This window comes from Nonomuraea sp. NPDC049480 (assembly GCF_044465905.1).
Taxonomy (GTDB): domain Bacteria; phylum Actinomycetota; class Actinomycetes; order Streptosporangiales; family Streptosporangiaceae; genus Nonomuraea.
The window spans coordinates 99,226-112,775 of record NZ_JBITMD010000011.1; the positions used below are offsets into that span (position 1 = coordinate 99,226).

Genomic DNA, 13,550 nt, shown 5'->3' on the forward strand with positions numbered 1-13,550 from the left:
CGTGCCTGCGGTCACCGACGTCGTTAAATCGGTTCACAGGGCCTGCACCTCCCTCTTTGGGGAGGTATGTCCAGGTCACGGATCGGATGTTTCATCCTGCTCACCCTTGACACGTACCGTTCGATCGCACGAGCATCGGGAGACGAGACATCCGATGTATAAGTGAAGGATGCGGTGTGAAGCTGCTGCGAGTAGGACCTGTCGGACAGGAGCGGCCGGTAGTATTGGACGACGCCGGTAACTTGCGCGACATCGGAGAGCCCGAGATCGACGGGGCTTTCCTCGCTTCCGGGGGAGTGGCGCGCGTCCGTGAGGCGCTCGAGCGCGGCGACCTGCCGGTCGTCGACGCCGAGGGGCTGCGCATCGGCGCGCCCATCGCGCGGCCGGGCAAGATCGTCTGCATCGGCCTGAACTACAGCGACCACGCCGCCGAGTCCGGCTTGGAGCCGCCGGCCGAGCCCGTCGTCTTCATGAAGGCCCCCAACACCGTGATTGGCCCGTACGACGAGGTGCTCGTCCCCCGGGGCAGCGTGAAGACCGACTGGGAGGTGGAGCTGGCCATCGTCATCGGCAAGGAGGCCCGCTACCTGGACGGCAAGGAGGAGGCGCTGGCGGTGATCGCCGGTTACGCGATCTCCAACGACGTCTCCGAGCGTGAGTTCCAGCTTGAGCGCGGCGGGCAGTGGGACAAGGGTAAGTCGTGCGAGACGTTCAACCCGCTCGGCCCTTGGCTGGTGACCGCGGACGAGGTGGGCGACCCGCAGAACCTGCCGCTGCGCCTCTGGGTGAACGGTGAGACCCGCCAGGACGGCGACACCAAGAACATGATCTTCGAGGTCGCGGAGATCGTTCGGTATCTCAGCCAGTTCATGGTGCTGGAGCCGGGTGACGTGATCAACACAGGCACGCCGGCCGGTGTGGCGTTGGGGATGCCGGGGCAGCCGTACCTCCGGGCCGGTGACGTGATGGAGCTGGAGATCGAGGGACTGGGGCGGCAGCGGCAGACGGTGGGGCAGGCATGACCGGAGAAGCGGGCACATACACGATCGTCAGGATGGAGACGCACGACGTGCGGTTTCCGACCTCGCGCGAGCTCGACGGCTCCGACGCGATGAACCCGGATCCCGACTACTCCGCGGCCTATGTCGTGCTCAAGACCGACGACGGGTTCGAAGGGCACGGGTTCGCGTTCACGATCGGGCGCGGCAACGACATCCAGACGACCGCCATCAGCGCGCTCGAACCGTACGTGCTGGGCAAGGACGTCGAGGACCTCGGCACCCTGTACAAGGACCTGGTCAACGACTCGCAGCTGCGGTGGCTGGGGCCGGAGAAGGGCGTCATGCACATGGCGATCTCCGCCGTGGTCAACGCCCTGTGGGATCTCAAGGCGAAGCGGGCGGGCAAGCCGTTGTGGCGGCTGTTGTCCGAGATGTCCGCCGAGGAGATCGTCGACCTCATCGACTTCCGCTACCTGAGCGACGCGCTGACCCGGGACGAGGCACTGGAGATCCTGTGGAACGCGGAGCCGGGGAAGGCGGAGCGGATCGCACGGCTGCTCGACACCGGCTATCCGGCGTACACGACCTCTCCGGGCTGGCTCGGCTACGACGACGAGAAGCTGCGGCGGCTCTGCAAGGAGGCCCTCGACCAGGGGTTCGGGCAGATCAAGCTCAAGGTCGGGGCCGACCTCGACGACGACCGGCGGCGCTTCCGGGTCGCCAGGGAGGTCTGCGGGCCCGACTACCCGATCGCCATCGACGCCAATCAGCGTTGGGACGTCGGCTCGGGCATCGAGTGGATCAACGCGTTGCGCGAGTTCAACCCGCACTGGGTCGAGGAGCCGACCAGCCCGGACGACGTGCTCGGTCACGCCGCCATCGCCAGGGGCATCGACCCGATCCCGGTGGCCACCGGTGAGCACGTGCAGAACCGCATCGTGTTCAAGCAGCTGCTGCAGGCGAACGCCATCTCCTACCTGCAGATCGACGCCGCCCGCGTCGGCGGGGTCAACGAGAACCTGGCGATCCTGCTGCTCGCGGCCAAGTTCGGGATCCCCGTGTGCCCGCACGCGGGCGGTGTCGGACTGTGCGAGCTGGTGCAGCACCTGTCGATGTTCGACTATGTGGCGATCACCGGGACGATGGACGGCCGCGTGATCGAATACGTCGACCACCTGCACGAGCACTTCACCGACCCGGTCGTCATCCGCGACGGCCGCTACACCGCCCCGACCGCGCCAGGTTTCAGCTCGGAGATGCACCCGTCGTCGATCGCCGCCCACGCCTACCCCGGCGGAGAGGTCTGGAGGGACGCATGAGGCTGAAAGCGGTCGTGACCGGAGGTGGCTCCGGCATCGGCCTGGCCGCGGCCACCCTCCTCGCCGAGCGCGGCATGCAGGTGGCCTGCCTCGACCTCCATCCCCCGGACGAGCCGTTCATCGGGATCAAGGTGGACGTCACCGACGACGCCGGGGTGCGCGCCGCGGTGGCCGAGGCCGCCGAGCGGCTGGGCGGCATCGACGTGCTGGTCAACAATGCGGGCATCGGGGCGCAGGGGACGATCGAGGAAAACTCTGACGCTGAGTGGCAGAAGGTGTTCGACGTCAACGTGTTCGGCATGGTCCGGGTGGCCCGGGCGGCGCTGCCGTACCTGCGGAGGTCCGAGCACGCCGCCATCGTCAACACCTGCTCGATCGCGGCCACGGCGGGCCTGCCCAGCCGGGCGCTCTACAGCGCGACCAAGGGTGCGGTGTTGTCGTTGACGCTGGCGATGGCCGCGGACCACATTCACGAGGGCATCCGCGTCAACTGCGTCAACCCGGGCACCGCGGACACCCCGTGGGTCACCAGGTTGCTCGACTCCGCCCCGGATCCGGAGGCGGAGCGGGCGGCGCTCAACGCCAGGCAGCCGATGGGCCGCCTGGTCAGCGCGGATGAGGTCGCCGCGGCGATCGTCTACCTCGCCAGCCCCGAGGCCGGTGCGACCACCGGGACCGCACTCGCGGTCGACGGTGGAATGCAGGGGCTTCGGCTCCGGCCAGTCAACTAAGGAAGGTAACCCCCCATGAAGTTCGGACGGGTGGTCGCGGGCGCGGCCCTCATGGCGATCGTCACCGCATGTGGCTCAGGGACGACGACGACGGCGGCTGAAGGCGGCGGGAAGGTCGGCATCGACCATCCCAGGGCCGACTCAGACTTCTGGAACTCCTACATCAAGTACGTCCCCCAGATGGCCGGCGAGCTCAAGGTGGAGCTCATGCCCGCCACGAACTCGCAGAACGACGTGTCCAAGCTGGTCAACAACGTGCAGGCGCTGACCGGCCAGGGCGCCAAGGCGATCGTCATGGCCCCGCAGGACACCGGCGCCATCGCCAACACCCTGCAGCAGCTCGAGAACAAGAAGATCCCCGTCGTGACCGTCGACACCCGGCCGGACAAGGGCAAGGTCTACATGGTCGTACGCGCCGACAACCGCGCGTACGGCACCAAGGCGTGCGAGTTCCTCGGCGAGAAGCTCGGCGGCAAGGGCAAGGTCGTGCAGCTCCAGGGCTCGCTCAGCTCGATCAACGGCCGTGACAGGTCGGAGGCGTTCCTGGAGTGCATGAAGAGCAAGTTCCCCGGGATCACGGTGTTCAGCGAGCCGACCGAGTGGGAGGGCAGCAAGGCCGCGTCCATGCTGCAGACCCGTCTGGAGCAGAACCCTGACATCAAGGGCATCTACATGCACGCGGGCGGCGTCCACCTGGCCCCGACGCTGCAGACGCTGAAGCAGAAGAACCTGCTCGTCCCGCCGACCGACTCCAAGCACATCTTCGTGGTGTCCAACGACGGCATCCCGCAGGAGTACGAAGCCATCCGCAAGGGCGAGATCGACGCCACGGTGTCGCAGCCGGCCGACCTCTACGCCAAGTACGCGCTCTACTACGCCAAGGCCGCGCTGGAGGGCAAGACGTTCAAGCCGGGCCCGACGGACCACGAAAGCACCATCATCCAGCTCCCGAACGGCCTGGAGGACCAGCTCCCCGCGCCGCTCGTGACAAAGGAGAACGTGGACGACAAGAGCCTCTGGGGTAACCAGGTCAAGTAATGAACATTCACGTTGAAGCCCGAAACGTCGTCAAGCGCTTCGGCCCGACCGTCGCGCTCAACGGCGCGAAGATCGCGATCGCCGAGGGCGAGACCCACGCGCTCGTCGGCCGGAACGGCGCCGGGAAGTCCACCCTGGTGTCGATCCTCACCGGGCTCCAGCGGCCTGACGAGGGCGAGGTGCTGTTCTCCGGGGAGGCGGCGCCCGCCCTCGCCGACCGCGACGCCTGGCGGCAGCGCGTCGCGTGCGTCTACCAGAAGTCCACGATCATCCCGGCGCTGACGGTCGCGGAGAACCTCTTCCTCAACCGTCAGACGGAGAAGGGCGGGCCGATCAACTGGCGCGCGCTGCGGGTCAGGGCACGCGAGCTGCTGGACACGTACGAGGTGGACGTCGACGCGCAGGCGCTGGCCGGGGACCTGAGCGTCGAGCAGCGCCAGCTCGTGGAGATCGCCCGCGCGCTGTCGTTCGGGGCCAGGTTCATCATCCTCGACGAGCCCACCGCGCGGCTCGACGGGCCGGCCATCGAGCGGTTGTTCGCCCGCATGCGCTCGCTGCGCGAGCAGGGCGTCACGATGATGTACATCTCGCACCATCTCGACGAGGTCTACGAGATCTGCCAGAGCGTCACGGTCTTCCGCGACGCCCGCCACATCATGACCAAGCCGGTGGCCGACCTGCCGCACGACGAGCTGGTGGCCGCGATGACCGGCGAGGCGACGGCCGCGTACGAGTCGCGCTCGCGGACGCCCGGCGACCGGGTGGTGCTGAGCGGCGAGAGCCTGTCACTCGGCAGCCGATACGCAGATGTTGATATTTCGGTTAAATCCGGCGAGATCGTGGGCCTGGCCGGCTCCGCGAGCAGCGGCAAGGTCGGGCTGGCCGAGACCCTGGTCGGGCTGCGCAGGGCGGACTCCGGCACGGTCACGGTCAACGGCACGCGGGTCAGGCCGGGCGACGTGCCGTCCGCCATGAAGGCTGGGCTCGGGTTCGTGCCCGAAGACCGGCACCACGAGGGCTTCGTCCCGTTGCTCTCCGTGGGCGAGAACGCCACGTTCCCGATCGCCCGCAAGCTGGGCCGCTACGGCATCGTGTCGCCCTCACGCCGCCGGGCCAAGGCCGAAGAGATGATCGAAGGACTGGATATCAAGACCGAAGGGCCCGATCAGCCCGTCGGCGACCTGTCCGGCGGTAACGCCCAGAAGGTGGTGTTCGCGCGGGCGCTCGTGGACGACCCGACGGTGCTGGTCGTGATCAACCCGACCGCCGGCGTCGACGTCAAGGCCAAACAGGCCCTGCTCGGCGCCGTCGAGGACGCGGTCGAGCGGGGAGCCGGGGCCGTGGTGGTCTCCGACGAGCTCGACGATCTGCGGATCTGCGATCGGGTGCTGGTGATGTTCCACGGCAGGGTCGTCAAGGACGTGCCGCGTGGCTGGAGGGACCACGAGCTCGTGGCCGTGATGGAAGGCATAGAAGATTGACCACTTTGACCGCACCGGTTCCTCGGGTACGCCTGGCCAGGTTTCGTGACCTGACGCTCGTTCCGGTGATCGTGATCCTCCTCATCGTGGGCTCGTTCCTGGACCCGACCTTCCTGACCCCGGGCAACCTGACGAACGTGCTCCAGCAGCAGGCGGCGATTTCGCTGCTCGTGCTGGCCGAGGCCATGATCCTGATCGCCGGGAAGTTCGACCTGTCGCTGGAGTCGACGGTCGGCACCGCTCCCGCCATCGCGGTGATGCTGGTGATCCCGGTGTCGGCCGGCGGGTTCGGGATCGGGCTGCCCGGGGCGCTGGTGATCCCGCTCGCGCTGCTGATCGGCGCGGCGATCGGCGCCTTCAACGGCTTCCTGATCATCAGGTTCCAGCTGTCGGCGTTCATCGTCACGCTGGCCATGCTGATCATCGTGCACGGGCTCCTGCTGGGCCCGACCGAGGGCAAGACGCTGTTCCAACTGCCCGACTCGATCAACTACCTGGGCAGCGCCACGTGGCTCGGACTGCCTGCGGCCATCTGGATCGCCGGGGTGCTGTTCGCGGTCGGGATCTTCGGACTCGGATACTTCCGGATCGGCCGCTCGCTGTACGCGATCGGCGGCAACATCGACGCCGCCCGCGCCGCCGGCATCCGCGTGGACCGGGTGCTGTACGGCGTGTTCATCGTGGGCGGGACGCTGGCCGCGCTCGCCGGCCTCCTGGAGACCGGGCGCCTGGGCGCCATCGGCAACAACATGGGCGTCGGCTGGATCTTCATGGTGTTCGCCGCGGCCGTCATCGGCGGCGTCAGCATGGACGGCGGCAAGGGCACGATCCTCGGCGCGCTCACCGGCGTGCTGGTGATCGGCCTGGTGCAGAACATCCTGACGCTCATCGGCGTCTCCGGCTTCTGGCAGCCGGTGATCTACGGCGGCATCATCCTCGTGGCACTGATGATCAGCCGGATCGCGGGCGGAAAGGCACAAGATTGATGCGGTGTTCGCGAGGTGTGGTGTGATCGAGCTGCCCCGGCACGGGTTCGGCGCCGCCCCGATCGGCAACCTGTTCCAGAAGGTGACCGACGAGCAGGCCCGCGCCACCGTCGACGCGGCGTGGGAGAGCGGCGTGCGCCTGTTCGACACGGCGCCGCACTACGGTCTGGGCCTGTCGGAGCGCCGCCTCGGCGCGGCTCTCGCAGACCGCTCCGGCTACGTCCTGTCGACGAAGGTCGGCCGCCTGCTCGTGCCCTCGCCGTCCCCGTCCGGCCGCGACCAGGAGGGCTTCGACGTGCCCGCCGAGCTGCGGCGGGTGTGGGACTTCTCACGCGAGGGCGTACGCAGGTCCCTGGAGGAGTCCCTGGACCGGCTGGGCCTGCCGGCCGTCCACATCGCGCTCATCCACGACCCCGACGACCACGTGGAGCAGGCGCTCGCGGAGGCGTACCCGGCGCTGGCCGAGCTGCGGGCCGAGGGCGTGGTGCGGGCGATCGGCCTCGGTATGAACCAGTGGCAGGTGCCGCTGCGCTTCGTCGAGGAGACCGACATCGACGTCGTCATGCTCGCGGGCCGCTACACCCTGCTCGACCAGTCCGGCCTGCCGCTTCTGGACGCGTGCGTGGAGCGTGGCGTCAAGGTCCTGGCGGCCGGCGTCTTCAACAGCGGCATCCTGGCCACGCCCAAGCCGTCGGGCACGTACGACTACCAGCCGGCGCCGGCGCCGCTGGTGGAGCGGGCCACGCGGATCGCCGACGTCTGCGAACGCCACGGTGTCTCGCTGCCCCAGGCCGCCATGGCGTTCCCGTTGCGTCACCCGGCCGTCGCCACCGTCGTCCTGGGCGCGCGTACGCCGGAGGAGGTCACCGCGAACGCCACCCTGTGGTCCAGCCCCGTCCCTGAGGCGCTCTGGGAGGAACTGTCGGCCGAAGGGCTGCTGTCCCAGGCGGGCTGAGACCACGACGCCGTGCGGCGCAGGCCGTCGCACGGCTGGGGCGTGGGACGGCGGACGTGTGACCGGGGCCTGTCGCGGCAATCCGGGGGGTGGGCCGAGTCAGGCCGGAAGGGCGTAATGGGCGATCCACAGGCCGGGAATCACCTCGGCCTCACCGACCAGCGCGAACCCGAGCCGCTCGTACAGCGTCCGCGCGGGAGTGTTGTCCCGCCCGGTGGAGACCACGACCCTGCGCGCGCCCGCCCGGGCCAGGACCTCCTTGACCAGTGCCCGCCCGATTCCGCGCCGCAGCGCGCCAGGATGCACGACGAGCCGGTTGACGTCCACCTCGCCGGCCGTCTCCTCCCACGCCACGGCCCCCGCCAACCGCCCGTCCTCGTCCACGGCACCGAGCCAGCGCAGCGGCTGCGCTCGCAGGTCGGCCAGGCTCTCGTGCAGGGGCGGGATGCGATCATCCCCGATGATCTCGGCTTCGACGGCGTACGCGGCCTTCTGCAGGGCGAGCAACTCGGCCCCCAGCGAATCCTCTGCGGGGGTGATTTCCGTCATGAACATCAGACGAGTATCCCCTACCCGACCTCCTGCAACGCTCACAGGCCTGGCTCCCATCCGGTCGCCGAAGGGAGCGCTCGCGTGCCCGCATGGAGAACGACCCTGCGATGAAGTCATCGCCGATCGATCGGATCAAGAGGGGATGAACAGCCAGGACTTGGACGGACCCGGCTCGTACGGCGAGTCGAGGCGTTTGGCCACCACCCCCGGCAACCCCTGTTCCCTGGCCGCCTGCCGCACCGGCCCCGCCTCCCCGGGCCAGGACGGGGCGGTCTGCCAGCGGGCGCCCGACAGGCCGAGCGACTCCAGGGCTGTCCGGCGTGCCGCGAAAGGCTCCTCGACCAGCGAGTGCCCGTCGTCGTACAGGAGGTCGTAGAACACCAGGATCTCCGCCCCGCCGAGCGTGGCGACCTCCCCGTCCAGCACCGCCGTACGGCTGCCGAACGACTGCGCCAGCCCCCGCAGCCACGGATGCTCGCGGGCCGCGTCCGTGCGGCCGCCCGCGATGGGGACCAGGAGGCGGCGGCCGCCCCACGCGAACTCGAAGGCGTACGCGGAGGCGTCCTTCGGGGGCTTGGCTCGTTCCGTCGGGAGCATGGGGTCGATGGCGGGGAAGGGCTCGTGGACGGGGGCGTCCATGCGGTGGATCATCCAGTTCTTGCCGCGCGTCTGGAACAGCACGAACCGGCCGGAGGCGCGCCCGCCGTGCAGGACGACCTTGACCTCACGGTCCGACCACTTCTCCGTCTCGTACGTGCCGGTGTCCCAGACCGTCATGGTGCCGCCGCCGTACTCGCCCTTGGGGATCTCGCCGTGGAAGGTGAGGTACTCCATCGGGTGGTCCTCGGTGTGCACGGCCAGGTGGTTGGTCTTCGGGTCGGCGGGCAGGCCCTTGGGGACGGCCCAGGAGACCAGGACGCCGTCGCGTTCCAGGCGCAGGTCCCAGTGCAGGGAGCGGGCGTGGTGCTCCTGGATGACGAACGCGTTGCCGTCCCCGGCGGACGGGGTCTCCTCGGGGACGGGCTCAGGGGTGCGGGTGGGGTCGCGTTTGCTCCGATAGCGCTCGAGTTTGTCGGACACGCCCCGGGTACTACCCGCCGGTGCTCTCCCTCACCACGAGCCGGTACGGCACCCGGATCTCCCTGGCCTCCACCTGCGAGCCCTTGACCATGCGGTCCGCCAGCAGGTCCACCGCCTGGCGGGCGATCGCCTGCTTGTCGGGCGAGATCGTGGTCAGGGTGGGGGTGGCGTACCTGCCGTCCTCGATGTCGTCGAAGCCCGCCAGCGCCACGTCCCCCGGGACGGAGCGGCCCCGCTCCAGCAGCGTCCGCAGCGCACCCAGGGCCAGCAGGTCGTTGAAGCAGAAGGCCGCGTCGGGCGCGGCGCCGGAGTCGAGCAGCTCGGCCATGGCGCGGGCCCCGTCCGCCCGGTGGTACGCCTCCACGGGCACCACCAGCCGGTCGTCGGCCGGAAGCCCCGCCTCGGCGAGCGCCTCCAGGTAGCCCGCCAGCCGCAGCCGGGACGTCTCGGCCGCGACGTCGTCCTGGGCGCCGATGGCGGCGATGCGGCGGCGGCCGAGCGCGGCCAGGTGCAGGGTGGCCTCCTTCGCGGCCGCCACGTTGTCCACGACGATGTGGTCGGCCGGACCCTCGTACACACGCTCGCCCAGCAGCACCATCGGCGTGTCGTCCATGCGGGCGGCCAGGTCCTCGGGCGTCAGGGCGAGCGGGCTGAAGATCACGCCGTCGATGAGGTGGGCGCGGAAGCCCTCGGCGACGAGCTGCTCGCGCTCCCGTGACGCGCCGGTCTGGTCGATGAGCACCGTCAGCCCGTGTTCCTCGGCGGCCGCCACGACGAGCCTGGCCAGCTCCGCGAAGTACGGGATGTCCAGCTCGGGCACCGCCAGCGCGATGATCCCGGTACGGCCCTGCCGCAGGTTCCTGGCCGACAGGTTGGGCCGGTAGTTGAGCTCCTTGATCGCCGCCTCCACCCGGGCCTTGGTGCCCGGGGTGACGTGTACGTAGCCGTTGACCACGTTGGAGACGGTCTTCACCGAGACGCCGGCCAGCCGGGCCACGTCCTTGAGGCCGACGCGAGGTCTGTCCATGACGAGAAAGTGTACGCACTTCTTTACAACGTTGAATACAACGATGTATGTATGGGCCAGAAGCCTGCCGCGCCAAGGAGGACTGCCCATGGATTCCGCCAAGCTCACGCTCGATCCGGCGTTCGAGGTCGGACCGGTGGAACGGCGGCTGTTCGGCTCGTTCGTCGAGCACATGGGGCGGTGCGTCTACACCGGCGTGTACGAGCCCGGCCATCCGGAGGCCGACGCGGACGGCCTGCGCCGCGACGTCGTCGAGCTGGCGCGGGAGATGGGCGTGACAGCCGTGCGTTACCCGGGCGGCAACTTCGTGTCCAACTACGAATGGGAGGACGGCGTCGGCCCGGCCGCCGAGCGGCCCACCCGGCTCGATCTGGCGTGGCGGCAGATCGAGACGAACGCGTTCGGCCTCGGCGAGTTCATGACCTGGCTGGGCGCGGTCGGCGCGGAGCCGGTGATGGCGGTCAACCTGGGCACCAGGGGCGTGCGCGAGGCTCGTGACCTGATCGAATACACCAACTACCCGGGTGGCACCCGCTGGTCGGACCTGCGGATCAAGCACGGTGTGCGGGAGCCGTACGGGATCAAGGTCTGGTGCCTCGGCAACGAGATGGACGGGCCCTGGCAGATCGGCGGGAAGACCGCGGAGGAGTACGGCCGGCTCGCGTTCGAGACCGCCAAGGCCATGCGCCGGGTGGACCCGGGCATCGAGCTCGTGGCCTGCGGCAGCTCCAGCGTGCGCATGCCGACGTACGGGTCGTGGGAGGCGACGGTGCTGGAGCACTGCTACGACCAGGTCGACTACATCTCCGCCCACGCCTACTACGACGCGGTGTCCGGAGACCGGGCGAGCTATCTGGCCTCAGCCGTGGAGATGGAGCAGCAGATCGAGGGCGTGATCGCCACGGCCGACCACGTGGCCGCCAAGCTCGGCAGCCGCAAGCGGCTCAAGGTCTCCTTCGACGAGTGGAACGTCTGGTCGCACAGCCTGTTCGGCGGCGAGAACAGCCTCGACTGGGCGCACGCGCCGCGCATCATCGAGGAGGAGTACGACGCGGCCGCCGCCGCCGTCGTCGGCAGCCTGCTCATCACCTTGCTCAACCACGCCGACCGCGTCGGCATCGCGTGCCAGGCGCAGCTCGCCAACGTGATCGCCCCGATCCGCACCGAGCCCGGCGGACCCGCCTGGCGGCAGACGATCTTCCACCCGTTCGCGCTGACCGCCGCCCACGCCCGCGGCCGGGTGCTGCGCGTGCAGGCCACGGCCCCGGCCATGGCGACCGAGCGCTACGGCGAGGTGCCCGTGCTGGCCGCCGCCGCCACGCTCGACGACGGTGAGCTGTCCGTCTTCGCGGTGAACCGCGGCGACCGGCCGCTCCCGATCGAGATCGACCTGCGCGGCCTGCCGCGGGCGACCGGGATCTCGCACGTCACGGTCGCCGACGACGACACGAGCGCGCGCAACACCGAGCGCGAGCCGCGGCGCGTGGAGCCGCGCGCCCTCGCCGGGGCGGCGATCGACGGCGACCGGCTCACGACCGTGCTCCCGCCGATCTCGTTCAACCTGGTGAAGGGCGCGTTCACGGAGGATCGCGGTCCGCATGCCGGAGGTCCTGCGTCCCGATGACCGGCGGCGCCTACCTCTGGTGATCAGTCCAGCTCCAGGGCCTTGCGCAGCCACGACTCCACGCCCGCCACGTGCACGGTCGCCCAGGAGCGGGCGACGTCGGCCTGGCGGGCGGCGATGGCCTCGTAGATCGCGGTGTGCTGCTCGCGGGTCTTGTCCATCGCGCCTTCCTGGGTGAGCCCTCGCCAGATCCTGGCGCGAGTGGTCGGACCTGACAGGCTCTCGATGAACGAGCACAGCACCGTGTTGCCGGAGCCCTGCGCGATCCGCTGGTGGAAGCGCAGATCGTTGGCCACCAGCTCCTCCACCGTGGGCTCGGCGGGCAGCGACTCCAGGATCACGCGTAGCTCGTCGATCTCCTCGTCGCTCATCAGCTTGGTGGCCATCGCCGTCGCGGCCGGCTCCAGGATGCGGCGCACCTCGAAGAACTGCAGCACCGTGTCGTCGCGGTGCAGGTCGAGCACGAACGACATGGTGTCGAGCAGCAGGCGCGGCTCCAGGCTGGTGACGTACGTGCCGTCGCCCTGACGCACGTCCAGCACGTTGATCAGGGACAGCGCACGCACGGCCTCGCGTAGCGAGTTGCGCGAGAGGCCGAGCCGTTCGGCCAGGTCGGCCTCCTTGGGCAGCCGATCGCCCGGGGCCAGCTCGCCCGAGACGATCATTTGCTTGATCTTGTCGATGGCTGCGTCGGTGACCGCCACGCTCTTCTCCCTAGACATCGGATGTCTAGGAGTCTAGGGCCTGGAAGCGCACCGGATCGACCCCCGATATGCGGCGGACCCCGCTCCTGGCCTCCAGAGCGCGCAGGTGGGCCGCGGCTTCCCCGGCCGCCATGGCCCGCAACGTGGGGGACAGATCGTCCCACGGCCTGTTCCACGTCATCATCGCGGCGACCTCCCAGATGGTCAGCGGTTCCGGCCGCTGAGCAAGGAGGACGCGCAGCCGGTCGAGCTTCTCCTCGTGATGGTGGCGGATCTCGGCGGCGCGTGCTGCCACATCCGGAAATATCCATTCATGAGCGGGCAGGGCGTCGAGGGGGCCGAGTTCGCCGACACGGTCCAGTGAGTCCAGGAAGTCGCCCAGCGGGTCGACGTCGTCGCGGTCGTACGGATAGATGCCGATGTGTGGGGTGATGTCCGGCAGCACGTGGTCGCCGGTGAACAGCCGGTCGGCGTCCTCCAGGTGCAGGCAGATGTGCCCGGGGGTGTGGCCGGGCGTGTGCACGGCCCGCAGCTTGCGTCCCGGCAGGTCCACCAGGTCGCCGTCGCGCAGCTCGCGGTCGGGCCTGGCGGGCGGCGTCGGCCGGCTCACCGCCTCCCGGGCCTCGCCGGGGTCGGCCCCCGCCCGCCTGAGCATGTCGGTCTGGAAGCTCGCGTGCTCGCTGGCGGCGTACTCGTGCATCAGCCTGACCAGTGCCGCGTCGCTCTCGTGCATGGCGATCCAGGCGCCGGAGACCTCCTTGACCTGACCGGCGAGCCCGGCGTGGTCGGGATGGAAATGGGTGACGACCACCCCGCTCACCGTGCTCACGTCGATCCCGAGCGCCGCGAGGCCGCCGCTGAGCGCCTCCCATGCCTCCGGATGGTTCCACCCGGCGTCGACCAGCACGGGGCCCTTAGGCGACTCCACGGCGTAGACGAGCGTGTAGCCGAGCGGGTTGCCGGGGATCGGCACCGGCACGCTCCACACCCCGCCGCCGAGGTCCTGCGGGCGCTGCTGCGCGTACGGCCTGCGTCTGCTCTTCAAACGACTC

The 13,550-nt window shown here is 69.7% G+C and carries 13 protein-coding genes; 8 read left to right on the top strand and 5 right to left on the bottom strand.

The genetic code is table 11. The features are described from left to right. Positions 1-176: 176 nt before the first annotated feature. The 7 genes from ACIBX3_RS30000 to ACIBX3_RS30030 all read left to right on the top strand — a co-directional run bounded on the left by ACIBX3_RS30000 (position 177) and on the right by ACIBX3_RS30030 (position 7,511). Positions 177-1,022, top strand: a complete 846-nt coding sequence (locus ACIBX3_RS30000; protein WP_397122739.1) for a fumarylacetoacetate hydrolase family protein — start codon at positions 177-179, stop codon at positions 1,020-1,022. Beyond that, positions 1,019-2,320 (top strand): enolase C-terminal domain-like protein, encoded by a 1,302-nt coding sequence (locus ACIBX3_RS30005; protein WP_397122741.1) that lies wholly within the window; start codon positions 1,019-1,021, stop codon positions 2,318-2,320. Before ACIBX3_RS30000 ends, ACIBX3_RS30005 begins: the two co-directional genes overlap by 4 nt. Beyond that, complete coding sequence (locus ACIBX3_RS30010) at positions 2,317-3,051, top strand: SDR family NAD(P)-dependent oxidoreductase (protein ID WP_397122743.1); 735 nt, start codon at positions 2,317-2,319, stop codon at positions 3,049-3,051. Before ACIBX3_RS30005 ends, ACIBX3_RS30010 begins: the two co-directional genes overlap by 4 nt. 15 nt (positions 3,052-3,066) lie before the next feature. Next, the gene (locus ACIBX3_RS30015; RefSeq protein ID WP_397122745.1) at positions 3,067-4,089 is read left to right on the top strand and encodes a sugar ABC transporter substrate-binding protein; all 1,023 of its coding nucleotides are present in this window, start codon (positions 3,067-3,069) and stop codon (positions 4,087-4,089) included. Beyond that, positions 4,089-5,570: a sugar ABC transporter ATP-binding protein gene (locus ACIBX3_RS30020; protein WP_397122747.1), complete on the top strand. Its 1,482-nt coding sequence runs from the start codon at positions 4,089-4,091 to the stop codon at positions 5,568-5,570. The genes ACIBX3_RS30015 and ACIBX3_RS30020 overlap by 1 nt, the downstream gene beginning before the upstream one ends. Before the next feature lie 65 nt (positions 5,571-5,635). Continuing rightward, positions 5,636-6,556 carry an ABC transporter permease gene (locus tag ACIBX3_RS30025; RefSeq protein ID WP_397122749.1) on the top strand — a complete coding sequence of 307 codons (921 nt, stop codon included), beginning with the start codon at positions 5,636-5,638 and terminating at the stop codon, positions 6,554-6,556. Between the two features lie 22 nt (positions 6,557-6,578). Then, positions 6,579-7,511, top strand: a complete 933-nt coding sequence (locus ACIBX3_RS30030) for an aldo/keto reductase (RefSeq protein WP_397122751.1) — start codon at positions 6,579-6,581, stop codon at positions 7,509-7,511. Between the two features lie 99 nt (positions 7,512-7,610). Here ACIBX3_RS30030 and ACIBX3_RS30035 read toward each other — a convergent pair whose 3' ends face one another. The 3 genes from ACIBX3_RS30035 to ACIBX3_RS30045 form a co-directional block, all read right to left on the bottom strand. Next, complete coding sequence (locus ACIBX3_RS30035; protein ID WP_397122753.1) at positions 7,611-8,066, bottom strand: GNAT family N-acetyltransferase; 456 nt, start codon at positions 8,064-8,066, stop codon at positions 7,611-7,613. Between the two features lie 129 nt (positions 8,067-8,195). After that, the gene (locus ACIBX3_RS30040) at positions 8,196-9,143 is read right to left on the bottom strand and encodes a DNA polymerase ligase N-terminal domain-containing protein (RefSeq protein ID WP_397122755.1); all 948 of its coding nucleotides are present in this window, start codon (positions 9,141-9,143) and stop codon (positions 8,196-8,198) included. A gap of 10 nt (positions 9,144-9,153) precedes the next feature. Next, the gene (locus ACIBX3_RS30045) at positions 9,154-10,170 is read right to left on the bottom strand and encodes a LacI family DNA-binding transcriptional regulator (protein ID WP_397122757.1); all 1,017 of its coding nucleotides are present in this window, start codon (positions 10,168-10,170) and stop codon (positions 9,154-9,156) included. 88 nt (positions 10,171-10,258) lie between these two features. Between ACIBX3_RS30045 and ACIBX3_RS30050 the strand changes: the two genes are divergently transcribed. Then, the gene (locus tag ACIBX3_RS30050) at positions 10,259-11,794 is read left to right on the top strand and encodes an alpha-N-arabinofuranosidase (protein ID WP_397122759.1); all 1,536 of its coding nucleotides are present in this window, start codon (positions 10,259-10,261) and stop codon (positions 11,792-11,794) included. 23 nt (positions 11,795-11,817) lie between these two features. Here the strand turns inward: ACIBX3_RS30050 and ACIBX3_RS30055 are convergent, their stop codons facing one another. Together ACIBX3_RS30055 and ACIBX3_RS30060 are read right to left on the bottom strand one after the other, a co-directional pair. Next, positions 11,818-12,498, bottom strand: a complete 681-nt coding sequence (locus tag ACIBX3_RS30055; RefSeq protein WP_397122761.1) for a FadR/GntR family transcriptional regulator — start codon at positions 12,496-12,498, stop codon at positions 11,818-11,820. 25 nt (positions 12,499-12,523) lie between these two features. Continuing rightward, positions 12,524-13,543: an MBL fold metallo-hydrolase gene (locus ACIBX3_RS30060; RefSeq protein ID WP_397122763.1), complete on the bottom strand. Its 1,020-nt coding sequence runs from the start codon at positions 13,541-13,543 to the stop codon at positions 12,524-12,526. Positions 13,544-13,550: the final 7 nt, after the last annotated feature.

Coding starts and splice junctions, on each gene's coding strand:
- ACIBX3_RS30020 (WP_397122747.1), top strand. CDS start 4,089: ATGAACATTCACGTTGAAGCCCGAAACGTCGTCAAGCGCTTCGGCCCG.
- ACIBX3_RS30045 (WP_397122757.1), bottom strand. CDS start 10,170: ATGGACAGACCTCGCGTCGGCCTCAAGGACGTGGCCCGGCTGGCCGGC.
- ACIBX3_RS30010 (WP_397122743.1), top strand. CDS start 2,317: ATGAGGCTGAAAGCGGTCGTGACCGGAGGTGGCTCCGGCATCGGCCTG.
- ACIBX3_RS30005 (WP_397122741.1), top strand. CDS start 1,019: ATGACCGGAGAAGCGGGCACATACACGATCGTCAGGATGGAGACGCAC.
- ACIBX3_RS30035 (WP_397122753.1), bottom strand. CDS start 8,066: ATGTTCATGACGGAAATCACCCCCGCAGAGGATTCGCTGGGGGCCGAG.
- ACIBX3_RS30050 (WP_397122759.1), top strand. CDS start 10,259: ATGGATTCCGCCAAGCTCACGCTCGATCCGGCGTTCGAGGTCGGACCG.
- ACIBX3_RS30015 (WP_397122745.1), top strand. CDS start 3,067: ATGAAGTTCGGACGGGTGGTCGCGGGCGCGGCCCTCATGGCGATCGTC.